This window comes from Sphingobacterium sp. SG20118, assembly GCF_044740685.1.
GTDB lineage: Bacteria > Bacteroidota > Bacteroidia > Sphingobacteriales > Sphingobacteriaceae > Sphingobacterium.
The window spans coordinates 3,453,609-3,478,890 of the sequence record NZ_CP172826.1; the positions used below are offsets into that span (position 1 = coordinate 3,453,609).

The 25,282-nt window shown below is 38.5% G+C and carries 21 protein-coding genes; 7 read left to right on the plus strand and 14 right to left on the minus strand.

The window, feature by feature from the left end:
• Positions 1-245 precede the first annotated feature (245 nt).
• From ACFX5U_RS15950 to ACFX5U_RS15960, 3 genes are read right to left on the minus strand one after another with little or no spacing between them, the layout of a single operon-like run.
• Positions 246-2,036, minus strand: coding sequence for a RagB/SusD family nutrient uptake outer membrane protein (locus ACFX5U_RS15950; protein ID WP_400261398.1), 1,791 nt, complete (start codon positions 2,034-2,036; stop codon positions 246-248).
• Positions 2,037-2,042: 6 nt separating this feature from the next.
• Positions 2,043-4,352, minus strand: a complete 2,310-nt coding sequence (locus ACFX5U_RS15955; protein ID WP_400261399.1) for a SusC/RagA family TonB-linked outer membrane protein — start codon at positions 4,350-4,352, stop codon at positions 2,043-2,045.
• On the minus strand, positions 4,282-5,172 hold the full coding sequence (locus ACFX5U_RS15960; protein WP_400261400.1) for a carboxypeptidase-like regulatory domain-containing protein: 891 nt from the start codon (positions 5,170-5,172) through the stop codon (positions 4,282-4,284). The genes ACFX5U_RS15955 and ACFX5U_RS15960 overlap by 71 nt, the downstream gene beginning before the upstream one ends.
• A 485-nt stretch (positions 5,173-5,657) precedes the next feature.
• Between ACFX5U_RS15960 and ACFX5U_RS15965 the strand changes: the two genes are divergently transcribed.
• A complete protein-coding gene (locus ACFX5U_RS15965) occupies positions 5,658-6,533 on the plus strand; it encodes an AraC family transcriptional regulator (RefSeq protein ID WP_400261401.1) in 876 nt (291 codons plus the stop codon).
• Here the strand turns inward: ACFX5U_RS15965 and ACFX5U_RS15970 are convergent.
• From ACFX5U_RS15970 to ACFX5U_RS15990, 5 genes are all read right to left on the minus strand, one after another.
• A complete protein-coding gene (locus ACFX5U_RS15970) occupies positions 6,530-6,961 on the minus strand; it encodes an L-rhamnose mutarotase (RefSeq protein ID WP_400261402.1) in 432 nt (143 codons plus the stop codon). The genes ACFX5U_RS15965 and ACFX5U_RS15970 overlap by 4 nt on opposite strands.
• 8 nt (positions 6,962-6,969) lie before the next feature.
• The gene (locus ACFX5U_RS15975; protein WP_400261403.1) at positions 6,970-8,529 is read right to left on the minus strand and encodes an SLC5 family protein; all 1,560 of its coding nucleotides are present in this window, start codon (positions 8,527-8,529) and stop codon (positions 6,970-6,972) included.
• Between the two features lie 21 nt (positions 8,530-8,550).
• A complete protein-coding gene (locus ACFX5U_RS15980) occupies positions 8,551-9,723 on the minus strand; it encodes an enolase C-terminal domain-like protein (RefSeq protein WP_400261404.1) in 1,173 nt (390 codons plus the stop codon).
• Between the two features lie 6 nt (positions 9,724-9,729).
• Positions 9,730-10,617: an aldo/keto reductase gene (locus ACFX5U_RS15985; protein ID WP_400261405.1), complete on the minus strand. Its 888-nt coding sequence runs from the start codon at positions 10,615-10,617 to the stop codon at positions 9,730-9,732.
• Positions 10,618-11,053: 436 nt separating this feature from the next.
• Entirely contained in the window at positions 11,054-11,590 is a 537-nt protein-coding gene (locus ACFX5U_RS15990; protein ID WP_400261406.1) for an RNA polymerase sigma-70 factor, read from the minus strand.
• Positions 11,591-12,691: 1,101 nt separating this feature from the next.
• Between ACFX5U_RS15990 and ACFX5U_RS15995 the strand changes: the two genes are divergently transcribed.
• From ACFX5U_RS15995 to ACFX5U_RS16010, 4 genes are read left to right on the plus strand one after another with little or no spacing between them, the layout of a single operon-like run.
• On the plus strand, positions 12,692-13,339 hold the full coding sequence (locus ACFX5U_RS15995; protein WP_400261407.1) for a carboxypeptidase-like regulatory domain-containing protein: 648 nt from the start codon (positions 12,692-12,694) through the stop codon (positions 13,337-13,339).
• Complete coding sequence (locus ACFX5U_RS16000) at positions 13,305-15,956, plus strand: SusC/RagA family TonB-linked outer membrane protein (protein ID WP_400261408.1); 2,652 nt, start codon at positions 13,305-13,307, stop codon at positions 15,954-15,956. The genes ACFX5U_RS15995 and ACFX5U_RS16000 overlap by 35 nt, the downstream gene beginning before the upstream one ends.
• 16 nt (positions 15,957-15,972) lie before the next feature.
• Positions 15,973-17,763: a RagB/SusD family nutrient uptake outer membrane protein gene (locus ACFX5U_RS16005; protein WP_400261409.1), complete on the plus strand. Its 1,791-nt coding sequence runs from the start codon at positions 15,973-15,975 to the stop codon at positions 17,761-17,763.
• 28 nt (positions 17,764-17,791) lie between these two features.
• The gene (locus ACFX5U_RS16010) at positions 17,792-17,980 is read left to right on the plus strand and encodes a hypothetical protein (protein WP_400261410.1); all 189 of its coding nucleotides are present in this window, start codon (positions 17,792-17,794) and stop codon (positions 17,978-17,980) included.
• Positions 17,981-18,094: 114 nt separating this feature from the next.
• Here ACFX5U_RS16010 and ACFX5U_RS16015 read toward each other — a convergent pair whose 3' ends face one another.
• On the minus strand, positions 18,095-18,937 hold the full coding sequence (locus ACFX5U_RS16015; RefSeq protein ID WP_400261411.1) for a sugar phosphate isomerase/epimerase family protein: 843 nt from the start codon (positions 18,935-18,937) through the stop codon (positions 18,095-18,097).
• A gap of 394 nt (positions 18,938-19,331) precedes the next feature.
• On the opposite strand from ACFX5U_RS16015, the gene ACFX5U_RS16020 reads away from it, so the two are divergent.
• Entirely contained in the window at positions 19,332-19,613 is a 282-nt protein-coding gene (locus ACFX5U_RS16020; RefSeq protein WP_280566010.1) for a hypothetical protein, read from the plus strand.
• A gap of 114 nt (positions 19,614-19,727) precedes the next feature.
• Here ACFX5U_RS16020 and ACFX5U_RS16025 read toward each other — a convergent pair whose 3' ends face one another.
• From ACFX5U_RS16025 to ACFX5U_RS16045, 5 genes are all read right to left on the minus strand, one after another.
• A complete protein-coding gene (locus tag ACFX5U_RS16025) occupies positions 19,728-22,109 on the minus strand; it encodes a family 20 glycosylhydrolase (protein WP_400261412.1) in 2,382 nt (793 codons plus the stop codon).
• 359 nt (positions 22,110-22,468) lie between these two features.
• Positions 22,469-22,633, minus strand: a complete 165-nt coding sequence (locus ACFX5U_RS16030) for a hypothetical protein (protein WP_400261413.1) — start codon at positions 22,631-22,633, stop codon at positions 22,469-22,471.
• On the minus strand, positions 22,620-22,907 hold the full coding sequence (locus tag ACFX5U_RS16035) for a hypothetical protein (protein WP_400261414.1): 288 nt from the start codon (positions 22,905-22,907) through the stop codon (positions 22,620-22,622). The genes ACFX5U_RS16030 and ACFX5U_RS16035 overlap by 14 nt, the downstream gene beginning before the upstream one ends.
• 341 nt (positions 22,908-23,248) lie before the next feature.
• The gene (locus ACFX5U_RS16040; protein WP_400261415.1) at positions 23,249-23,653 is read right to left on the minus strand and encodes a DUF5675 family protein; all 405 of its coding nucleotides are present in this window, start codon (positions 23,651-23,653) and stop codon (positions 23,249-23,251) included.
• A gap of 117 nt (positions 23,654-23,770) precedes the next feature.
• On the minus strand, positions 23,771-24,529 hold the full coding sequence (locus tag ACFX5U_RS16045) for a hypothetical protein (RefSeq protein WP_400261416.1): 759 nt from the start codon (positions 24,527-24,529) through the stop codon (positions 23,771-23,773).
• 545 nt (positions 24,530-25,074) lie between these two features.
• On the opposite strand from ACFX5U_RS16045, the gene ACFX5U_RS16050 reads away from it, so the two are divergent.
• Complete coding sequence (locus ACFX5U_RS16050; protein ID WP_400261417.1) at positions 25,075-25,272, plus strand: hypothetical protein; 198 nt, start codon at positions 25,075-25,077, stop codon at positions 25,270-25,272.
• Positions 25,273-25,282: the final 10 nt, after the last annotated feature.

Consider the following 25,282-nt stretch of genomic DNA (forward strand, 5'->3'; position numbering starts at 1 on the left):
AAAGGTTTAAAATATGGAGCGATAATAGGGCTCGTTCTTAAAATCTACCTATAGAAGATTCAACTGTAAACTTCAACATAAACTCCTTCGGTAACCACCAATAATTTGCTATTTTACAATGTTATTTTGCACTATCCGATAATTCAGCGATTATTACCGGCACTCATCATAGGCATTAGCACTAAAAGAAATGGCCACTTATTAAGAAATAAGTGGCCATTCTACATTTAAATTAGGATCTAATATTAAAGCAAAGGGTCAAATGTACCACCCCATTCTTTGTTTTGTTCTATTTTAGAGTTACGATCCAACACCTCTTGATGTACGGGATAGAACCAATGATTCAGATCCAGATTGAACTGATATTGTTTGTTACCATCTAGATTCTCCACATATTCCAATCGGAATAGTTTACGTGTATCAGCGTCATACATATCCTTTTTCCAATCAAATTTCGTTAAGTTATTTTCATCTTTGATCACGGCGTTCAAACCTGCTCGGTATTTCAAAGCATTGAGCATATCATAGCGTTTCCATCGTCGTATATCTGTCCAACGCTTTCCTTCATAAGCAAACTCAATAAAACGTTCATCCATATAAGCCTGACGAATAGCTGATTTTGTACTAGCCAAAATCCCATAGTTACCCATTCCAGATTCAATTCCGGCTCGTTTCCTAACATCGTATAATACCTGTAATGCTTCCGCACTTTTTCCTACCTCATTCGCACATTCACCATAATTCATCAGAACTTCTGTAAATCGGATTTCTATCCAATCTGTTCCTGCATCATATACTGTTGGAATCGTCAATGCCTTATCGACACCTTTGAGTTGAAAATAACCTGAGCTACCGGCACCAATTCCTTTTCCCATTTGTTCAAATATCATCGTGGTATACTTAAAACCCGACTCTGAGGCTGGATCGGCAACTTTTTTCCAAGTATTCCAATATTTAGCACCATCTTTCAGCACATCACTTGCAGGATAAGTGGTGCCTGGAGTGAAGATAGAAGCATAGAAACGCGAATCGCGACCAATGTAAAAATCAGTCAAGAACTGCTCATTATAAGCTGGGTCATTTTTCAAACGATTGATATCCAATTCCAACTTTGAACCGTCTTTCTTGGGAAAAGCCATCAATAATGGAAATATCGCTTGATTTTGATCTGCCATATCTTTTGTCAATGGTTCTGGACGAATATTCTTCTGATCCAATCTATGATCTGGATAATAAAACTGATTGACCATAACCACTTCATTATTTCGTTCATTATACCAGATATCTTCAAATTTACCTGTAAATAAGCCTTTTCCTACAGACTTCAAAAAATCTACGGCATCTTTATTAGCCGTATAGGCGTGGTCCCATCGCGACTGGTCATTATTCGGATTAAAAAGCGGACTCGCATATTGGAGCAGCAAACGCCCTTTAAATGCCATGGCTGTTCCCTTATCTATTTTCCCGAAGTCCGCACCTGTCCATGTATCAGGCAGCACAGCAATAGCTTCATCGAGATCTTTTAATATTTGGGCAACACATTCAGAAGTCGTGTTACGATTGACAAATAAAGAAGGTAAATTGCTAACATCTTGAACATCTAAAATCAAGGGCACTCCTCCTGTTGTCCAAACTTTCCCCCAATAATCCCATGATCGCCAAAAGAGGGCTTGTGCACGCAACACTTGTTTTTCTGAATCGGACAATACGGTCACTGTCTCCAATTGTTTCAAAAGAAAATTGATGCGATCGATATTCTCATAATTCCATTTCTGTCCATGTTCTTCAATTGAAATCACTCCTCTGGAATAGTTAACCATATCCGTTGGACCATTCATCCCTTCATCGGTACCATTAGCTCCTATAGGCCATCCTGGTGACATCCGTCCATAGATATCGCTCATAAAGGCGTTGATCATGACCTTATCCGACCATACATTATCAGGAGTAATTGTAGCCGTGTTCTGATAATCAAGACTACAACCATTCAATAGGAATGCAACAATTGCACTGTATATAATTTTTTTAGGTTTCATATCATCTTAGAATTTAACGTCAATACCAAAATTATAGGATTTCAGAATAGGGAATGAATTTCCACCACCTATCTCAGGATCATAATATTTATTAAACTTACTTAGGACAAACAAATTGGTTCCCGTTGCAAACACACGCACATTACTAAAGATTTTATTGTAGAACGCACCACCCTTTGGCAGGTCATAACTCAATGTCAAATATTTCATGCGCATAAAGCTCGCATCCTTTAACCAAAAGGAACTATTTGTTTCGTAAGTCTTCGAGTTGTTCATTCCAATCCGCTTTGGTAAGGTTGCATCAGGGTTTTCCGGCGTCCAGCTATCTGAATACCATTGATCCCACATCCGATTCCACTCGGCTCCACCTGCAAGATCCGACATCCATTTCTTTTCGCCTAAACGTCCTGACAACATCGTTTCCAGATGAAAACCTTTCCAGCTAACCCCTAAATTCAATCCATACACCACTGGAAAATTTTTAGAACGCAACTCGATACGATCCCAATTATCGATGATTCCATCAGCTTCACCATTAGGTCCACTCAAATCTTTGTACACCATCATCCCTAATTCGGGTGATAAACCATTATGTTTATAATTTGGGTTAGCCGCATTAAAGGCGTCCAAATCAGCTTGCGTGCGTAAAATGCGATCATATTCCCAGCCTTTAATGACGCTTCTCGACTTACCGACAGGAATATCGATCCACTGTGCATTGTTAGCATAGTCTTGTGTAATCACTTTATTCCATCCATAAGACATGGTCAAGTTGGCAAAATACTGTAACTTTTCATTACCATTGCGGTATCCCAACTGCAAATCAAATCCTTGAGCTTCAATCTTTCCATAGTTTTCAGCAGGCATAGTCAAACTATAAGTCGACGGCAATGCGCTTTGTCGATCTCCCAAGATATCATATGAATTACGGAACCAATAATCTGCAGATACATTCCAATTTTTGAGCAAGTTCATATCCACTCCGATATTATAACTCAAGGCTTTTTCCCAGGTCAAATTAGGGTTTACGACATTTCCGTAAGTAATCCCTACAGAACGTAATGGGCTCGTTCCGAAATAAGCATTTTTTCCAGACTGATAAGACTCCTGCCATTGCCAACCACCGACGGCATCATTTCCGGTCAAACCCAATGATCCCCGAAGTTTTAAAACCTGAACGATGGATTTATTAAAGAAATTTTCTTCGGAAATGACCCAACCGGCCGAACCGGCAGGAAAGAACCCCCAACGTTGTTCTGGAGAAAAATTCATGGATCCATCTTCGCGGAAAGAGAAATTAAACAGATATTTATCGGCGTAGGTGTAATTGAATTGCCCAATATAGGACATACGTCCACTAATCCAATCGGTATCCCCATCACCCCAAGTATCTGCTCGAGCCCCACTTGCTGCCCAAAATTGGTCTGTTTTATAGACCGGAAAGGTCTCCCTTCCACCTGTTACACCTGCACCACCTCCCTCATACCATTCCGTAACTAATGCGGCCGACACCCGGTGTTTATCATTGAAGACGTTTTCATAATTCAACTGCATGTTGAACTGCTTATCATCGCTCCAAGTTGATTTACGCTCAATATAATCCTTTCCTACCCAGGTCGATCTTTTCACATTAATAATATCATTGTCATCTGTCGAAACGATACGATTATTGATCCCACTTCTTTGCATCACCATCATATCATAATTGGTGTAGAAGATTTTTTGCATATTATTGACCCAACTTCGGCTATACATGGCTTTTACACTCAGGCCTTTTAGAAATGGAGCCTTATATGTTCCACTAACAATAATTTGAGGTTTTAAATGATTCTCTTTATTATACCCACTAGCACCAGTTACGCGAGCGCCAACGTTACCGATCCATCCATAATCGACAAACTGACCGTTGTCTGTAAAAACAGGTTGATCCGGCTGCCAAATACGCAACTTACCATAAGTATCTGCAGGATCTGCGTTATCTGCAATCCGACCTGTCATATTATTATACATTGCAAATCCGGTAAATATTTCCAAATCTTTGGTAATATCTGCCGTCACATTCATCCGAATGTTATATTTATCATAGGTCATGGGCTCTAAAAATCCTTTTTGCTTCACATAAGATGCTGCACCAAAATAACGCACACGATCATTACCCCCATCTACACTGAGGTTGTTGGTCTGGGTGGTCGGATTCTTCCACACGGTTTCCAGCTGATCATATCCCCAGCCATTATTAATGGTTTTATAATGATCTATTTCTTCTTGCGACCATGCCCAACCCGCAGGATCTGCAGAAACCATTGATACGTCCATATAATTCTCCAGCCTGAACAGCACTTGTTAATGCGACATTTTTGGTTCGTGTATCAACACTATAAGCGGATGAAAAATTGAAGGTAGGCTTTCCTCTAGTTCCTTTTTTTGTTGTGACGATAATGACTCCTCCAGCGGATCGAGAACCATAAATGGCGGCGGAGGCAGCATCTTTCAAAACAGTTATATCCTCAATCTCATTGGGACTCAAATTATTAAAATCGCCACCACCTCGCACCACTCCGTCAATTACATAAGTCACATTTTGATCGTTTAAAGAAGACCCTGTTCGGATACTGACATTCGGCTGTGCTCCTGGCACAGCATCGACTGTATTCACGTTCACGCCTGCCAGTTTACCAATCAACATATTTCCTGCGGAGGTCGTGGGCAGTGTCTTTAATGTTTCGTCCACTTTCATCGTAGACACAGCGCCAGTTAATAAAGATTTTTTCTGAGAAGTATAGCCAATCACCACTACTTCATCCAGATCCTGTATATTACTGCGCATATTCACATTAATCACATCCTTTCCTTGAATACGCATTTCTACGGTTTCATAGCCCACAAAAGTGAATACCAAAGTTCCGGCGGAAGCTACTTTAATTTGATACTTTCCATCTTGATCTGTGATCTGCTCACTTGGTTTTCCCTTTTCAGCTACCGATACTCCCGCCATTGGATTACCATTGTTATCGGTTACTCTTCCAGAAACAGTAATTTGTTGTTGTTCTATTTTTAAATTCTTCAATGTGATTTGGCCAGTACTTATAGGCACATTACTTGATTCGGCATAGATCGTGTTATTGATTGTAGCCAAAGCACATAATAATGTTATATTTCTTGTATTCCTGCCAAAATTTAGAAAGTGTATTAATTTAACATTTTTCATAACTTTGTTTATTCTTGATTAGTTGATTAAGAAAATAATAAACAATGAAGGAGTCGCATTCCTTCATTGTTTTTTTCATATGTGTATTCTTTATACCATAGGCCGCATGTTTTTTTTTATTATCTGTTGACGATTTCCGAAGCCCCAACTCAGGGTTAAACTTCAAATCCGGAATAATTCATAATTTGGTTATTCGGTATGTGACCTGATCTTCACACCTTCATTTATGGTATAAAGCTCAGGTTTATAAAAAATGATTACCACCAATAATTTGCCAATTTATAATGTTATTTTGCACCTTACCATGATTTCTAAATAGTCAGGATTCGGTTATTAAAAATTTTTATATATCTTTAAGTCCAGAAAAAACCGATTTATAGTACATTATTGAATTGCTATCTTTTACTTGAATTATGCAACATATCTACGAGAACTTTACCTTTCCGCCTGACCAATCCTTTACTATTCGTTCTGAAGAATTGGAAATCAAGAAATACACCTCATTAAAATCACATGTGAATTTTGAGATTGCACTATTGGAAAACTGTGTAGGAAAGCGTTTTATTGGTGATCATATCGAAGACTTCAAAGGGGATGAGCTTGTCCTCCTTGGGAGTTACTTGCCGCATTGCTGGCAATACTATAACACCATCAACAACAAGCGGCCAGCAGATGCTACCATCGTTCATTTTTACCCCGATTTTTTGGGAAAAGACCTACTTACTAAACCAGAAACCATTCACCTCAATCAGCTTTTTGACAATGCATCAAAAGGAGTTTTATTTTCGGGTACTATTGTAGTAGAGGCAAAAGAAATTCTCTATCAGATGTTAGGTGCCACCGGATTTACACGTGCAGTATTGATGTTGCAGCTATTGGACAAACTGGCTTTATCAAACTCGTATAAAACCTTATCCTCACCATCATTCAACGTTGTAGAAACGTCCACGGAAGCAAATAGGATCAATCGTGTTTTTGATTATATTTTTAAACATTTTAAAGAAGATATTTCTCTTCAGGATGTTGCATCGGTCATTCCCATGTCTACTTCTGCTTTTTGTCGCTTTTTCAAAATGCAAACCAATAGAACAATGGTCGAATTTATCAAAGAAATACGGATTGGTCATGCTGCTAAATTATTGATGGAAGGCAATCACAACATCACAGAGACGTGTTACAAAAGCGGTTATAACAATATATCCAATTTTAACAAGCATTTTAAAGATGTCAAGGGTAGTTCTCCACGCGATTTTGCAAAGAAATACAAGGCCACTACCGAAGCAATTTAATTGCTAAACTCATAGAAAGGGCTAGCTTCTACCCACTTTTGACCTTCTTCTGTACCGGCCACTCCTTTTTGGTACGTATTCATCAGTTTATTCCAAGAGGCACATTTTGGACTATAGGATTCCGCTATTTTCCCCATCTCATCCAGATCTGCCCCGACAGGCACGGATATAGCCATGACAACTAAATCTTTAAAATGATAAAGAGAGATGCGTTTATAACCTGCTTTCTTAAATCCTGCTTCCACTTCTGGCCAAATCTGTCTATGATAAGTTAGATACTCCTTTAGCTTTTCATCACTGTCTACCGTATTCACGACAAATACCTTTTCCTCAAAGGTTTGAGCTGCTGCGTTATTATCAGCCTGATTACAGCTGATAAATAAAGCTGTGTAACACACTAATAGAAGAAGAACAGTTTTAAATTTCATACTAACGATCAATTAAAATAAATATAAATAATAACCATCACAGCCGCAAGGGCAGCCCAAGTGAGCCAAATCGAATTTGAGCTAGCCTCCACCTCATTGTTCTTCACATCGAACAATGTCGGAACCTCAGGATCAACCTTGGATTTGGTGAGTAAGGTTACCGCAACAATAACGACACTTAAGACTACAAATATATAAAAAGAAAGCATTAAGAAATGAGGCCAATACCCTTGATAGGGGTAATTAAGCACATGACATGCCCCCAACACCAAGCAGACAAAACCACCTCCATAGAGCACAATTTCGGCAGCTGTGCTGTTAATACGTTTCCAAAAAACTCCCCATAAAAACACCACGGCTAAAGGTGGTGATAGAATGGATACCAAGCCTTGGGTGAGATCAAAGAATCCTTTTCCCGAATATGAAAATAAGAGCGCAATCCCTACACCAACAATAGCTGCCGCCACGGTTATCCATTTCCCCATTCGTACTTGCTGATCTCTATTAAGTACCTTGAATTGCTGTACGACATCCAAAGTAAATACCGTACTGAATGAGTTGAGACTGGAAGATACGGTGTCCACGAGTGAAGCAATTAATGCTGCAATACTCAGACCAAGAAGACCGTGAGGCATCAACTCTTTAATCATTGTGATATAAGCATTATCTGGAGCTGTATCTTTAAAGAGTACATAACACATGATGCCCGGAAGAATGAATATGATAGGCATTATGATCTTTAGTGTTCCAATAAATATAGCGCCATATTGACCTTGTTTCAAATCTTTAGCCGCCAATACCTTTTGAACGATCGTCTGGTCGGCACACCAATAATATATGGCTACCACAGGGTAGCCCAGTAAAATACCTACCCAGGAATATTCTGCATTGGAAGCAGGAAGAAAAAGTTTCCAATAAGATTCTGGAGTTTGACTCACTAACGCATCAACACTGCCGATTTTCTGAAAACCAAGTACCGTAAGTATGATAGAGGATACAATGATAATAACCGATTGAAATACACCTGTACGCACGACAGCTTTCAATCCTCCGATAGCCGTAAAGCTTGTTGCTATAACCGCAATCACTGCTATAGCCGTAAATAGCGAGCAGCCGAAAATACCGGATATGAGTAAACCACCAGCATAAAGAGCACTTCCCAACCAAACCACTAATATGGAAATCAAACTGTATACAATCAAAAAATTATAAGATCGTTTACCGAATCGAATCAACAGGAATTGAGGAATTGTGCTAATCTTAGTCTTTAGATAATAAGGGAGAAAGACCATAGCCAACAACATCAGAAATACCCATGCCAACAATTCAAAATTGCTCGCTACGATACCATGTGTAAACCCAATGCTCGCAAAACCAATCAACATCATTGGTCCAGCATTTGCTCCAAAAATAGAAAAACCAATCTGCCACCATTTGAGCGTGCGTCCACCTAAAAATATATCCTGCTGATTCTTTTCCTTTTTATTAAAGCGGAATCCGACATATAATAAAACTAAAGCATATAATGCTAGAACTAAATAATCAATATAATTGAATGATAAACTCACAATAGGGTTGGTTTTAATATACTACATGCTTACTAATGGATTGTAATTCGGAACCTGATGTTTTTCCCAAACATGTTCTCTAATTACCTTATTTTCTTTATAACAATACTCCCAATCTATCTGTACTGGTAATCCCGCGGTTTCTGGTAGGTGAAACTGACCTTTGCTCAACGAAGGGCGAATCAAAAAATACTTCTCCAATCCATGCATCAGCGAATATAGGTATTCAATCATCCCGCTACTTTGGGCAGTAGTCATTAAGAAAGTCGAATATAAGGAATAGCCACCAGAAGAAAGCTGCAAATCTCGGGCTTCGCACAAGTCTTTTACATCCTTCCATTCTTTCATTCCTCCAAACTGCGTGGGTACAGGTTGTAAATGTTTTATTCCACAATTGGCCAACATTGGGAAAATTTTTGAAGTCCGCTCCGATTCTCCATAAGCAATTGTTAATGAAGTATGCTTACACAGTTCTTCAATCTGATCGTAAGCTGCTGAATGTATAGGTTCTTCTATCCAACTCAGCTCTTCCTCTCCTATAGCATCAATAAATTTAAATACATCATGACATGACCATATTTGATTTACATCGACAGCTACCTTCATGTTATTACCGACCAAACGCTTGACATATTTTACCCTTTCAATATCTTCCTGCATATTTGTCCCAAAATCCTTCCCGATCTTCATCTTATAACAGTCTGCTCCGGCATCCATAAACACACCTATCTCATCTTCCAACTGCTTTAAAGTATAATTTGTCCCCCCTCCACTTGCATACATCTTCACCGCATTACGCGTACCGCCTATATAGCGATATACTGGGATATTTTTCCGCCTTGCCGCAAGATCGTATAACGCCATATCTACCTGTCCCAACAAAGCCGAAGCTGCACCTTTAAATCCTTCATTTCGAATAGACCAATATAGTTTAGGGAAAAATTCTTTATAGGGTACTCCTTTACAATGAAATAGTATTGGAAATAGACAAGTTTCCAAAATATTATTATAGCTATTGTACACAGGCGCTTCACCCACATATCCATCCTCATCTTCTATTCGGATAATGGAAAGACCAAAAGAGGGAAAAGGCCCCATTGTAGCATCCTGAAAAGGGGTTACATTTGCTACTGGTTCTAAAACTCTAATGCTTATTTTCTGAACATTAAAAATTTCATCATCTATTTCATTCATGTATGATCAATTAAGTGTTTGAAGGATTTCGTTATAAATATGAGCGGGCAAGATACCTGCATCAAATGCCTGTAGTGAGCTCATGAGTTGATCATTATCTGCTGCCCCCAACACTACTTTAAAAGATGCAGGTATACTGTATAAAAACCGCAATGCCAGTACATCCAATGGTATCTGGTATCGTTCAGCGATTTCATTTATCCGCTTCGCCTGTTCGATACTTTTCATATCTAACCAACTTGGAGGAAAGTTTGAGAACTCATTAAAATTACAACCAAGCAATCCCATATTTAATGGACTGGCTGCATAGTACTCTTTGTTACTCTGGTCACAATTCGGAATTGTGGCACGAAGGGCTTCAACACTACAAGCATTGAGTCTATTGTATTCCATAATAACATCGAAGACATTATCTTTTAGATAAGGAGCGAATTGTTGTGGCAAATTACCACCTATCCCTATTTTCTTTGCATACCCTTGTTCTTTAAAGAATAACATTTGCGAAACCACAAATTCAATTTCTGCAGGAGGTATTGCAGCTGGTTCATGTAAGAAAAGCACATCGATTTGTTGGACTCCAAGAGTATCCAAACTACTATCTACACTTTTTCTCATGCCGTCTCTTGTGTAGTCATAGGTCGCTTGATCAGTTCTATAGCTTTTTAACCGACCAACTTTGGTGCTAATTGCAGGTCGCTTCCCTGTCCATCTTGCCAATGCTTGCCCTACAAACTGTTCGGCATCACCATATGCAGGAGCAGTATCCAATGCACAAACACCACGAGAAAGTGCGTCTACCATTGTAGAGACTGACTCCTCGGCAATCACTTTCCCCCAAACACCACCCAAACCTGCAGTCCCTAATATTATTTTATCTATTCCCAGATTATACATTCTTTCGTTTTACATGTCAAAAAAATCACCGTTGTATCCTGCACTACTTTAAAAGTATATTCAACTAAAATTACCCATAAACAGGAAAATATCATCCATTTGACAATCATGTTTTCAGCACATACTTTATTATACAAGTCACAGCAGCCGTACAGGGTGCTTATTTGTAAAAGTCTAATTAAATTTCTCTGCAAACTAGCGGTATTTTACCATAATTAGATGTTTTTTTGTCACTGTTTTTTTGCTAAAAAAATAAAGAAAGCTAATTCAGGATAAAGCTGATTGGTTTAAATGGTTTTAAGAACTGTCCCAATATCCTGATCTAATTTCAGTGATCGTATAGAACGCTCGATAGGGAGTCCACAGCATTAGATGTTATGTATCCAAAGCAGTGGCAACCTTATTATTATATCAAAAAGTTAGTAGGCGATAAAGACTATGAAACAACCAAATAGTCCTTTAAACTAAAAGATAAGGTCTTCAAGGTTTTTGTCATATGGTATTCAACACCTTTTACCGTAATACCCAACTGTTCGGCAATTTCTTTACCACTTTGTTGGTGTTCACGGCTCAATACAAAAACCTCTCTCGTCCTTTCAGGTAATGAATCCAATGATCGGAGAACGATTTCTTTTATTTCTTTAGAGAAGATAATATCTTCATCCATTTTTTCCAAAGAATCTATACGTAGTTGTAGTTCTTTCCCTTCCCAATCATCTAAGGATTCAACGATACGACGACGTACCTTTTGATGTTTGAGATAATCCAAAGCCTTATTTTTAATCACTCTGAATAGAAAACTTTTAGGCGATAACACGGTCTCAATTTTTATCCGTTCCCACAATACAATCAATGCTTCTGAAGTAATATCCTCAGCTATTTCATTCACGTGTACAAGTGATCGAGCAAATAGAAAAGACCTATTATGGTATTCTTTGTATAATTGATTAAAATTTTGCGTTACCCCTTCCATTACACAACTATAAGATTATTTGATTTAGATTTCATAAAGGTTGAATACAGGGTTGATTCTTCAACTTATTAGTATACTCCTTTTGAGTATTGTAAAGATTGAAATATAAGTGCTATGCAACTACTCAAAATTTGACCAATACTTATGTTTTATTTGCAGACGAGATTTGTCTAAAAACATTTTAAAAACTATGCTGACCTCTTGTAGAAAATATTGAACGATATAAAGACGAAAGGAATTACCTTATTATTTCTTACAACTCTAGATCATTCCAAATGGACATGATATAGGCTGTCAACAGAGCATCATACTCTAACCGGTTTCTGTTCATGTTCTTCTATCCATGCAATCACCTCACATCTTTCCTCAGATGTAGCAATTCCTTTGATATACCTTAATAAAAGTTGTTCCATTTAGATTTCAATCGTTAGATCTAAGACGACCGATTAAATAATCGCCCTAGTAAATTATCAAATTTAAATTAAACATAATGTTAAAATTATTATACCTCTTTTGAAAAATATGATAGCGGTATTTATTTTAAATGAAAAATTGTAAGGTTACCATTTCGTCACGCAGACTTTGCCAAAGGGGGGACTTTTTTAACTCTGGATGAGTGATAGTAAATAAAGATCAACACAATAACAAATAAAAAAGGGGCTACACTTCCTACACGTGTTTGCCCCTTAACCAGTTAAACTAAACATTGTTTTTGAATGCCATAAATCTTAAAACCCCTTATAAGATTTACATGTTACTAACATCAATCACTATACTGTTAAGTAGATCCAAAAAATAGAATCCCTAGTAAGATTATTAAATTATTATACTTCTTCTTAAGAATAAAGACAACTAGGGAATCCCCAACCTCAATCGTCATCATTATAACCAAGAAGGTAAATAAAGCGAACAATACGAAATCGTATCGATTCCAAATCTATTTTCCTCATATCAACCTAAGCATTACATAACAACCTATTTATCAATATGAGAACAAGCCTAAGAACCATTTTCCCAACCTGAGAAGATCTACCTCGCCAAATTCATGCTCAGCAATCAGCATGAGCACAAAAAAGCCAAACTAAAAAACAAAACCAACTTATGATTAAAACACATGTCAAATCTTACTGCTTCCAAAATTCAAAACTCAATTTGATTTTTGGAATTGCAAGTACCATGTCACTGCTCCTGTCGCCTACCATGGCGCTCTCGAACAGCGTGAAGAAAAACAATATTTCGGCGAATAGTGTGTTCCAAACACAACAACAAGTCGAAATAAAAGGAACCGTAACCGACAAAGACACCCCGCTAACAGGGGTTAATATTCGTGTTAAAGGAACCATGACAACGATCGGGATAACAGATCCTAATGGTCGGTTTACAGTCAAAACCAATGCCGACGCAATCCTTGAACTTACCTATGTAGGATACAAAACTGTCGAACTATCTGTGGAAGGAAATCGTCAATTTCAGGTATCCATGGAGAAATCAGAAATCCTAGATGAAGTCGTCGTTGTCGGATTTGGAAAGCAAAAGAAGAAAACATTAACGGGAGCTATCTCTGTGGTCGGATCTGAAGTATTTGAGGGACGCCCTGTTCAAAATGCCACGATGGCTTTACAAGGAACAGTCCCAGGATTGAATATCTCAAAAGGTGAGGGTACTATGGATATTGCTCCTTCGATTAATATCAGAGGTATGGCAACCATTGGTGATGGTTTCCAGTGGAGGTCCTTTAATTTTGATTGATGGTGTAGAAGGTAATCTTAACATGATCAATCCGCAAGATATTGAAAGCATTTCCGTACTTAAAGACGCCGCATCTTCAGCCATATATGGTTCACGTGCACCCTTCGGAGTTATCTTAGTGACGACTAAAAATGGTAAGGCTGGTATAGCAAAAATCAATTACAATAACTCCTTCCGTATAAGTTCTGCACTCAACAGACCGAAATCTGTTGATTCATACCGTTTTGCAACTTATTTCAATGATGCTGCTCAAAATAATAAAACAGTAGGAAAGTTTACTGAAGAGCGACTACAGCGCATCAAAGATTATATGGATGGAAAAATTACGACCGTTAATATTCCCGACCCTAGTAATCCAGCTAACTGGGCCGATGGATACGATTACGCCAATGGCAATACCGATTGGTGGGGTGAGATCTATAATAAAAACATTTTCGCTCAAGAACATACCGTTAGTATAAGTGGAGGTAGTGAAAAAATACAAGCCTATGTATCGGGCAACTATCTGAATTCAGATGGTTTGATGAAAGTCAGTAAAGACACTTACAGTCGTTACAGCACAAATGCGAAAGTCACGGCACAATTGACCGATTACCTCAACTTAACGTATAACATGCGTTATGCGCAGAGTAATTATGATCGTCCATCAAATTTAGGTTCTATTGGTAAGTTTGGATATCAGACATGGCCTATGCTGCCTGTTTATGATGATAATGGATTTCTTTTTAACGGTCCATCACCCATTATTGATATTCGCAATGGTGGTCGAAGCAGATCAAAGCAGGATCTACTTTCACAAAAACTTGAAGCCGTCATAACGCCTATCAAAAACTGGGAAATCAGAGCAGACTTCAATTATTCGATTAATCGAGATAGAAATCACTCTAATAATCAAAAGGTATACAACCACAATGTAGCAGGAGAAATTATTCCAAATCAGAATAACTCAAGTGTTTCTGAAAATAGTTATTCTAATGATTATTTCAACCAGAGTTTAACTTCGACCTATTCTTTTGATGTGCTTGATGATCATCATTTCAAAGTGATGGTAGGTACACAATACGAAAATAATAAAAACAATTTTTTCTCAGCATCGCGTAACGGGATTATGGTTCCTTATATGGACGTAATCGATATTACGAATGGCACTAACGGATCGGGCGTAATCTCTCCCCCATCTGTCGGGGGGAATCGCAATAATTGGGGTGTAATAGGCTTTTTCGGTCGATTCAATTACAATTACAAAGAGAAGTATATTGTAGAAGCTGTTCTTCGTCACGATGGAACTTCTAGATTCCGGGCCGATCAACGTTGGAAAACATTCCCTTCCTTTTCTGCGGGATGGAATATTGCCAAAGAGGGCTTCTGGGGTGATTTATCCTCCCATGTGAGCACGTTCAAAATCAGAGGTGATTATGGTAAATTAGGAAATCAAAATACCAATTCCATCTATCCAACTTATGTCACTATGCCAGTCGGGACTTCTAATAGTGGCTGGTTGATTAACAATGCTCAACAAAACACAGCTAATGCGCCGGGATTGATCAGTACCCTACTTACCTGGGAAACCATTACTTCCAGTGGTTTAGGGGTCGATGTTGAAGCGATGAAAAATAGATTAGCCGTTAGCTTTGACTTGTTTCAACGTAATACGGAAAACATGGTCGGTCCAGCACCAACCCTTCCATTAATTTTAGGAACAGCAGTTCCAAAAACCAATAATACCGATCTTAAAACAAAAGGCTGGGAATTGACGGCAACTTGGAAAGATGTTATTTCAGATGAGCTGAGTTATCATGTTGGTTTCAATGTATCGGACAATAATACGGTCATTACCAATTACCCGAATCCAACCTTTGACTTAGGCACCTATTACACTGGCCAAAAAGTAGGTCAAATTTGGGGCTACGAAACCATCGGTATTGCTAAAACACAAGGCGAGATGGATGCTCATTTAGCAAGTCTGCCTAATGGTGGCCAGACTGCACTTGGGTCACTTTGGGAAGCTGGAGACATCATGTACAAAGATTTAGATGGCGATGGGAAAATAGGTCGTGGTGCCAATAGTTTAAGTGACCACGGAGACTTAAAAGTAATAGGGAACAATAACCCACGCTATCGCTTTGGAATCAACTTGGGTATGAAATGGAAAAATATAGACGCCAGTGTCTTCTTACAAGGTGTTGCCAAACGTGATTTCTGGGAAGGAAGTTATAATTACTTCGGATATACCGGATACATCTGGAGAGCAGTTGCTTATGAAGAGCACATGGACTACTTTAGAGCTGATGCTAATCATGTGATGGGACAAAACTTAGATGCTTTTTACCCTAGACCTGTTGACAATTCAGACAAAAATATACAAACACAAAGTAAGTATTTACAAAATGGGGCTTACATCAGACTTAAAAATCTACAGATTGGTTATACGCTTCCTCATACCACAGCAAGTAGCCTGGGTATCAAAGGTGCTCGTTTCTTCTTCTCTGGAGAGAATTTATGGACAGGAACAAAAGTACCCAAAATGTTTGACCCAGAATCACTGGGTGCAGGAACAGGAAGCTTAGGTTATCCATTATCAAGAACCTTATCAGTCGGATTAAATGTCAATTTATAATACAAATAAAGAAACAATGAAAGTCATTCAAAATACACTCGCTGTCATCTTGGCTGCAGTCGTTTTCAATTCATGTAACGATAAGCTCGATATGGCACCAGAGTCTAGTATCACTCCCGAAAATTACCTCTGGGATGAATCACAACTTGCGGCCTATACCGTTAACAGATATAACTCATTCCCCGTTAATGGAGAGATCAACCCATTTGCTGGTGACAATGCTACCGATGTGCAAGCTTCTCAGTCCGTTCCCGCATCCTATGTAACAGGCGAATACCGCGTACCGCTTACAGGTGGTGCTTGGGAATTTTCGGAAATATACAACATCAATTATTTCCTGAAAACCGTGTTGCCTCGATATAAAGAAAACAAGATCACAGGTAATCCCGAGATGGTAAAACATTATATCGGCGAGATGTACTTTTTCAGGGCGTTGCAATACTTTGGGAAACTTACCTCATTGGGCGATTTTCCTATCTTAAAAACGATACTACCAGATGATCGAGCTGCCCTTATCGAAGCCAGTAAGCGCCTACCACGTACCGAAGTAGCACGCTTTATCATTTCCGATTTAGATTCTGCCATCACTTTGATGAAAAACAGTTCACCTGATGGTAAAAACAACCGTTTAAGCCAAAAAGCTGCTCAACTTTTCAAATCACGTGTAGCTCTTTTCGAAGGTACTTGGCTTAAATATTTTAAAAACACCCCTTTTGTTCCCAATGGACCAGATTGGCCTGGAGCAACAAAAGATTATAATAAAAACTATCAATTTCAAAGTGGTAATATAGATAATGAAATTAATTGGTTCTTAGATCAAGCCATCGAATCGGCCGATCAAGTAGCTAGTGCTTCAAGCTTAACACCTAACAGTGGTGTCCTTCCTCAAAATGCAAGTGAGTCCAACGCTTACGTAGAGATGTTTGGCAACACCGATATGTCTGGTTATGATGAAGTCTTACTTTGGAAAGCATATAACAGAGGGCTAGGTATTACCAATAATATTCCTGTTAACTCTTCTACTTCGAACTTAGGTATTGGTATCACCAAAGGCATGGTAGATTCATACCTGATGAAAAATGGTCTACCCATTTATGCAGCAGGAAGTGGCTATCATGGTGATGAATCCATAGCTGATGTTCGAAAAGACAGAGACCAAAGAGCCTATCTTTTCCTTAAAGAGCCGAATCAAATCAATATGTGGATCAATCTTGATCAAGGAAGTCATGGTGCTATCAAAGAACCTTTCTTGCCTAATATCACGAGTGGATCTTCTCAATTCAGATATAATACCGGTTACACAAGTCGTAAAGGTGTCAATCCAGACAAATCGTTGGCTGACAACTGGGGTGGTAGCACAGGATATATCATCTTCCGTTCAGCTGAAGCTTATTTAAACTATTTAGAAGCATACTACGAACGTCATGGTTCAGTAGGCGGTAAAATGGAGCAATACTGGAAAGCATTACGGAAAAGAGCTGGAGTTGATGTAGACATTAACAAAACGATCCAAGCAACTGATATGTCTATTGAAGCAAAAGGCAATTGGTCAGCATACTCTGCCAATAAATTAATAGACAAGACACTATTCAACATCAGAAGAGAACGATCAGCTGAGTTTTTAGGAGAAGGATTTCGTGAAAGAGACTTACGTAGATGGAGATCCATGGATCAGCTTATCACAAATAAATTTCATATTGAAGGATTCAAAATCTGGGGTAACTTCTACAAAAATGAATACGAGAAAGCTGGTCAAACAGATTTGACTTACAAATTAGTCTACGGAATTACTAATACCGGAAACTAATGTTTCTTCTCCAGAATTAAGCAGTTATTTGAGACCATATCAAATCTCGAAAACATTAGCTTATGAAGGGTATACGTGGCATTTAGCCCACTATCTTTCATCGATTAGTATCACAAATTTCACAAATTCATCTAATGCAGGTGGTGATTTTGAAGATTCACCGATCTATCAAAATCCATACTGGCCGACTGTTGCCGATGGAAATGCTATAAAATAGTTGAAATTTATTCTTCTTATTTATAAGGAGAGATGGCTCCAAATTGGAGCCATCCTTATTTTAATTCGAATTTCTTTTGCTTACAGAGCGTAATAACTAAGTAGATTTATAAATTTAGCTAGCTGTCACCCCTCTAAAATATCCTGCCGATTCAGCCATGCCAGCTAGTGGATCTTCCATATCTTTTTCGTGCTCTAGGCTACATTTACCCGTATAATTTACTTTACGTAATGCTTGAATAAACAAAGGAATATCGATTACGCCACGTCCCAGTTCACAAGTGGTACCATCTGCAGTTGCTGAGGTAACATTTTTCAAGTGGATATCAAAAATACGTTTATGGTATTTTTTCAGATCCATAATTGCATCTTGAGCATCTCGCGTGTCATGCCCCATATCAAAACACATCCCTATATTTTCATCCAAATCTTTGATCAAATTAAAAATAACGGTGGCATTAGGATACAATTTATCTTCAGGTCCATGGTTATGAATACCAAACTTGATACCCGTTTCCTTGGTCTTATTGGAAAGATATTGTAGATCCTCTTTATTGGGTATACCAATAATCAGGTTCACTCCAACTCGCTTTGCATAATCAAAGGCATCATCGATTGCTTTTGTCGATTTCGTATAGATAGGTCCTACCGCATAACCTGTAACACCGGATTGCTTTAATTTTTCATGAAAATTAGTTATTTCTGTAGCTGTACTGGTGAATGGTAAGTGAAAATCTTTGATACATAAATATTTTATATCCATGCGTTTCATCATGCTCAAAGACTCATCTAACTTAAAGTTCACAAAACTATAACCAGCTACTCCTAGATGAAATCCATCTTCCTTTTTTTTCTTCACTAACGTAGCTGCTTGTGCCTTTAATTGAAATGTACTGGCTAGGGCTATTCCAGATATTCCCAAAAAACCCTTTTGGAGAAAAACTCTTCTTGTATTCATAATAATATTGGTATTATTAACTTGGTTTGGTTCATATTGGTCAAAACATAGTGCCGACCTATTATTAAGGTCTTAATTTAGCAATTAAGATCTGGTAAATAAAATTTAATTATCAATAGCCTGCAATCCAACGAATCACTTTCCTCTCCCTTTAATACCCTGTTACCTCTTCACTTTGCAAAACAAACGCTACTGAAATTTGGTTATTCAATTTATTTTCAGTATCTTACAGAAATGTAGGTTTAAAACAACGAGATTTCTCTACGTACGTCGTTCATTGATGCCGATATCTCCGATAACATTTCAGGGCTGCATACAGATCATCTGTATATAGCGATTCTTTCCTATCGTAGAGAGAAAGAATCATATATCATTCATTTAAAAAAGAAATAATTTGAAACAAAGCATTATGGTCAACTATCCCAAGAAGACCTCTACTCCCGTGAACGTACAATACAGTATTACCAAACATGGCAAATTCAAAACAATTACCTGCTCGGTACCAACTGCCGATTCGGCACCTGTGTGGTTAGAATTACGTAAGTTTGAACTTGTCGGTATGAAGTACGACGGTAATTATGAATTGCTTTTTGAGCACAGAAAATACGAAAAAAATATGGATACCGTACTCTTTATGGATAAGGTATTTGAAAGCATTATAGCCGTAGCTAATTAAGCTCACAGATAAACAACCTTACGATTTAAATTATTAAATTAAGGGTTATAAACAGGTAAAGCTGTCCATTCTGGACAGCTTTACCTGTTTATAATAAGTTTCATCAATTCATAACTATCGCATTCTAAATTCACTCATAAGCTCCTGTGCGGTCATTTTTTGATTATACACTTTCAACTCATCCAATATCGCATTCTTTAAACTGATTTCGGACAGAGGAAAAACTAAGGTCTGTACTTTCTTATACTTGATTTCCTTCCCACTATTCTTATCCTTATAAGGCATCACTACATCATATGGTTTCATGTCTTTGACCAATTTGCCATTAACATACAATTGTGTACTTATGTTGTCACCAGTGATGCTTACTTGACTCCACTCGTTTACAGGTAAAGAATAATCAAAGTAATACTGATATCCATCACGTGTAAATCCAAGCCCCTTATCATCACTGAATATTTTAGCATTCTTAGACTTAAAAAGATCACCTTTTAATTGCGCTGCCGGTCTGATCCAAAAAGACACCGTATACTGCTCCCCAATTTCTGCTATAGGCAACACCAATTGACTTGCATCTCCAGTAAACTTAAGTCCATTGCCCTTTATACCTTTTTCAAACTGCGTTCCCGAAGCTTGCGCATCTTTCCATTCGTTGTCTATCTGATTGCGTGTTTGCGAATCAAAGTTCAGGTAAAGTAGCAAAGGATCATCAGCGATATAATGACCTCTCATATTCAGACCTGGGGCTTCTATGACCGATTTCTTTTTTTCATTAAAAGTAAATAAGCTTGAATGTAGATCTTCTGCTCCCCACATTTTCTCGGAAAGCACCTGCACAGCTGGGAACACACGGTTATGCACATCTTTTTCCGATATTCCATTTCCTGCGATATCATTCCATACCGCAAACATACCTCCGTCAACGATAGGATCACCTTTTTCAAAGGTGATATCACCAATCTTTCTCGGTTCCCAATTATTATATAAGTTGTCTGTATTCAAGTAATCGTAGTAATACCCCGCTGCCGGCACGATATACAGCCATCCATCAGGTGTACTGATCTGTTGGTAACCCAACTTCTTCATCGCGATAGGATCGGCATAACCATTGTACCACATATTCAGACGCACATCCTTCACTGTAACAGGTGTCGTACCTTGAGCATGCGTCAATGCTCCCCAAGCGCGTACCTTCTTACCATTGCCCTGTACCACTTTGATGACAAAATCTGTAAATTTTCTAAATTTCTCAGATTCACTTTTATCATATTCATCCGTTCCGACGTGCACTTCTTCACCAATAAACACCGGATTAGGACCTTTTGTATACTCGTCAAATATATTCTTTACCACTTCGTATGTCAACGGATTGTCTAGGTCAAGATGATCCTGTCCATACTTTTCACTACCTACACCGGGTACTGCCTGGCTGATAGCCAATGAATGAGCGGGCACATCGATTTCAGGAATAATAGTCACTCCATAACGAAGTGCTTTTTTTTGCAATGCTATAAATTCAGCCTTGGTATAATGCCCATCTTTAGAAGCTAGATTTGGATAGCGTTCATTTTCTAACCTGAATCCCGAATACGTATTATCCCAGTTATAATTAAAGTACTTTGGAAAAGCATTATCACTAAGATGAATATGAAAATTAGACATCTTATAATAAGACATCAGCTCGACGTAATCATTTAAAAAATCAATCGTAAAAAATTTACGCCCAACATCCAACATAAATCCCCGCACCTCGTAGGTAGGGTAATCACGAGAGAAGCCTTTTGGTATTGTCAGTTGTTTATTGTTTTGAGAGAGCAGCTGCAATAGTGTTCTTGTTCCGAAAACCTTACCGTTGTAATTTGGAGCTTGAATGCTGAAGACATCATCAATTTTTAGGGAATACCCTTCATTTCCCAAGGCTTTATCTCCTTTAGAACCAATAAAGATATCACCTGCTTTTGGTTCTCCCGTTCGCACAGGCAAATCCAGTCCAATCAACTTTTTGATATCTTCTTTTAAAAGTTGTGCGGCTTTAGCCGACTCCTCATCCTGCTGTTGTAAAACAATTGCAGATTCTGAACGTAATTTAAATATCCCATCCATCCCATACCATTCACGAAGTGACGGAATGACAAAAGGCTGCTCTCCTACTCCTTGATCTCCATAAACACCTTTGATGACGATATCTTTCATCGGAATCTCACCAAAAGCATGATCCGATTTGCGTACGATCTTATAAAGTACATTTACTTTTTTATCAATCAGAGGTTGTGAAATTTGACCATTTAAGTCAATCACCACTTTATTATCCGATCCGATTAAGGATACTTCATATCCTTTTATCTTTGGAACGACCAGCTTATTATTCTTGAGAGTTGGTTGAGAGAAAAGAGGACTTAATTTTGTAACAGCAATGCTATCGAGCTGTGCCTGTGCAAAAAGACTACCAGCAAAAAGCTGAAATGCCAATATTGCATAGATTTTTTTCAATTTCATAATTATCTTGTATTCTTTAGATTTGATGCTGCTAAAGTGCGAAAATTTATTTAAAAGGAGTCGAATTTCAGTTTAAAAACGAAGAAAAATCGACCTCCTGATGGCCAACATCTATCCAAAAGAACTTATCCTGCTCTAAAAACTAACAACGACTTGATCAATCTTCAAAAAAATTGATTTTATAGTATATTCAACAAAATGCCAGTCTATTTAAAATCCAAAAAGGATATGATTTTTAAGACGACTTAGCACCCGGTATCCCTAGCCTTTATCACTTTTATTTTCATAAATATTATTCTTAGCAAATAAGCCCCTCACATGACGTGAGAGGCTTATCTTTTTAAAGGATCCATTTAAATCTATTTCCTCCGGAGCCTTCCCAGCAATCGACTCGTAAGGTAACTAACCAATGTACCTAAACCAGCCATTAAAATGGTATGCAGGACATCCCCTAAAGAAAACGAAGCCCATATGGAGCACAGCGTACCACCCAAAGTACCCATACGGATATCATTCATTTTCATCCGACGCCTCCCTATCTTTGTTATTACCTAAATCTTGCTTTGTAGGCGTTTGGTTAGCTTGCGCATCTTTCAATTGGTCGTAACCTTTCTCTCCATAAGGTACTATCGGACTTGCGCTATCATCTGGTCCCTCTTCTTTATCCAATACCGTCTCCACCACCCCCAATCCCAACGCAATATATTTTAAGATATTCAAGGCCTTTCCAGGTAATTTTACCGGTGCCAACAAGACCACTTGCAGCACCCGACTTATTTTTATTAGTATCTTTTTCATTTTGTTTCATGTTATAAGGTTAGTTAGTTAGTTAGTTAGTTAGTTAGTTAGTACCAAAGGCTTATCCAAAAGGCCTAGCATTCCGATTGCGTATTTGAACCGACAAAGAGGCGTATAAAATGAATTTCTGTTCGAGTGAAACGAGTTTAAATTCATTTAGCCTCTTCAAGGTGAAATAGCATCGAGGAATGCAGCCTTGACTTTTTTGATTACTTTTTTTATCAAGTAAAACCTCGAAGAGACTCTTGAGTTCCAAATTAAATCAAATAATTAACGAAAAAAAGTAATTGCCCGTCACGGCATGAGTGACAAGCCTGTCGCGGCTCGAGCGACAACCTCCATTACTTAATATGAATAAAAACCTCCATCCCCATATCCCACAGGCTATAGACCAAAGCTTTCAGTTTTTCCAGTGCTATTCGGCTATCCTCACCACGACCCTCCCCTGTTAATCTGGATACAGGAGCTATACAGCCGCGCAACTGTTGTTGTGCATCGTTAGCTGCATGGATCAAGATTGCTTCTCGGCCCAACACCGCCGGAATACCGATCTGCTCGCCATGTTTGGTATACTTCCGTTTTTCCAGTTTGTAGGCGCCAACAGGAATGCAGCTGAGCCTTGGCAAGTTATTCAGCCAAGGCAATTCTATGGTATGGCAGATCACCTCCCCCTGAAAAGTAATCGTACCATTTGTTCCCTGCTCTCCATAAATCCGTTGGAGATGCAGAATCTGTTTGTTTGACATTTATTGGAAATCATCCTTTAGAAATAAATAATTTTAACGATGCATTGTATTAAATATCAGGAGACAGGCAATTACCACGTAACAGACTGCCTCCTGAAAACATCAAGAAGATGTGGGTTAAGGTATGACCACCTGTTTAATGGTCAATGCATTGTATTGTCCATTGGCCAGTGGATAATAGGCATCATTGACCATTTGATAGTATCCTGTTCCCACGAGAACCAACACACTTTTACCAGGGTCTGGAAAGAGCGAAGCCATTACCTCCAGATCCATTGGAGCTATTTCTCCAAGTTTGATATATGCCGATCGCTGGATGGCAGGTCGCTGATCCGACTCATCGCCCGAAAACTCTTGCAAGACCAAGGAGTATTGCACGTGCGTGGCTCCACTCAACTTCGCAATCTGAAGGTTCGGGATCAACTGCGAACAGGTCAAAAAGCCATCGCCAATAGCACGATCAAACTCCACCGTTAGAGATTTTAAGGTTATGTTTTTCAAGCTGGACCGTTGGTTGCATTCCAACCCCTCCAGCATGACCATATTCTCAGGTACCAATACCCTTGCACCACGTACATTGACCGCATCCATCTGAATGATCTTCAACAATCTACTCGCCAAGCGAGCACTGAATCTGTTGTCCGCATTTTCAAACAGAACATCGCGCAATAGATCACGCAGTTTTTTGCCCTCCTGTTGTGCCCTGCCAAATTCACTCCCATTCTCACGGGTACGTGCAAATGCTGGATCTTTTGCAATGCGGTCACCCGATACACCGGTTTTCATTCGAGCTTGGTAGCCCACACTTTTTGATTTGTAAAAAGAAAGATCCCCGATCGTTCCATTTAATTTGATTAAACTTTCTACTCTTGCCATGATTTAATTGTTTTGACAGTGCTAAGATGTACATCAACCAAAAACCATTGGATTCAAAAGCACCGAAAAGATAAAAAATGCGGAATAATGATACTGTTTCTCTTCCTCCAAGGGCTAGAACTGTAGATGATTAGGAATAAAAGTTTTTTCTATATAAAAAACTTATTTTAGTAATGAATAACCAATTACAACATTTTTCTGGAGAGGAATCCAACCCTAATTTGCAACGAATAAGTTAAAAAGAGTATGTCGTAAAAGAGGATGCTATGCGGTGATAAAGCGTGGCATAAGCCTACATAAAGCGTATATAAAGCATAGATAGAGTATAAAAACAGTATGTTTCATACACTTTCTACGCACTTACCACGCACTTGGCCCATGTCCATGAGGTACATAGCAAAATACGCTTTATGTCTTCTTTATTACTACTTAATACCTGCTTAGCAGAGGGGTTGGATAGGGAATATTTGTCTACGGTACGGACAATCAATAACCATCAGGATGATCTGATGATAAGCAGATCATCCTTCTAAAAGCAATGTAAAATGAAAAATAAATATCGTTTATGTATTTACCCCAAGGAAGCAGCCGCTATACTCGGGCGTACGGAAAAGCATACCTATAAAATCTTTCAGACCATCCGCGATTGCTACGGACTGAAATCAAACCAGTATGTCAGCATCAGCATATTTGCAGACTACACAGGTTTGCCTGAAGCAGAAATAAGGAAACTGCTTCCATAGGTCATTTCGG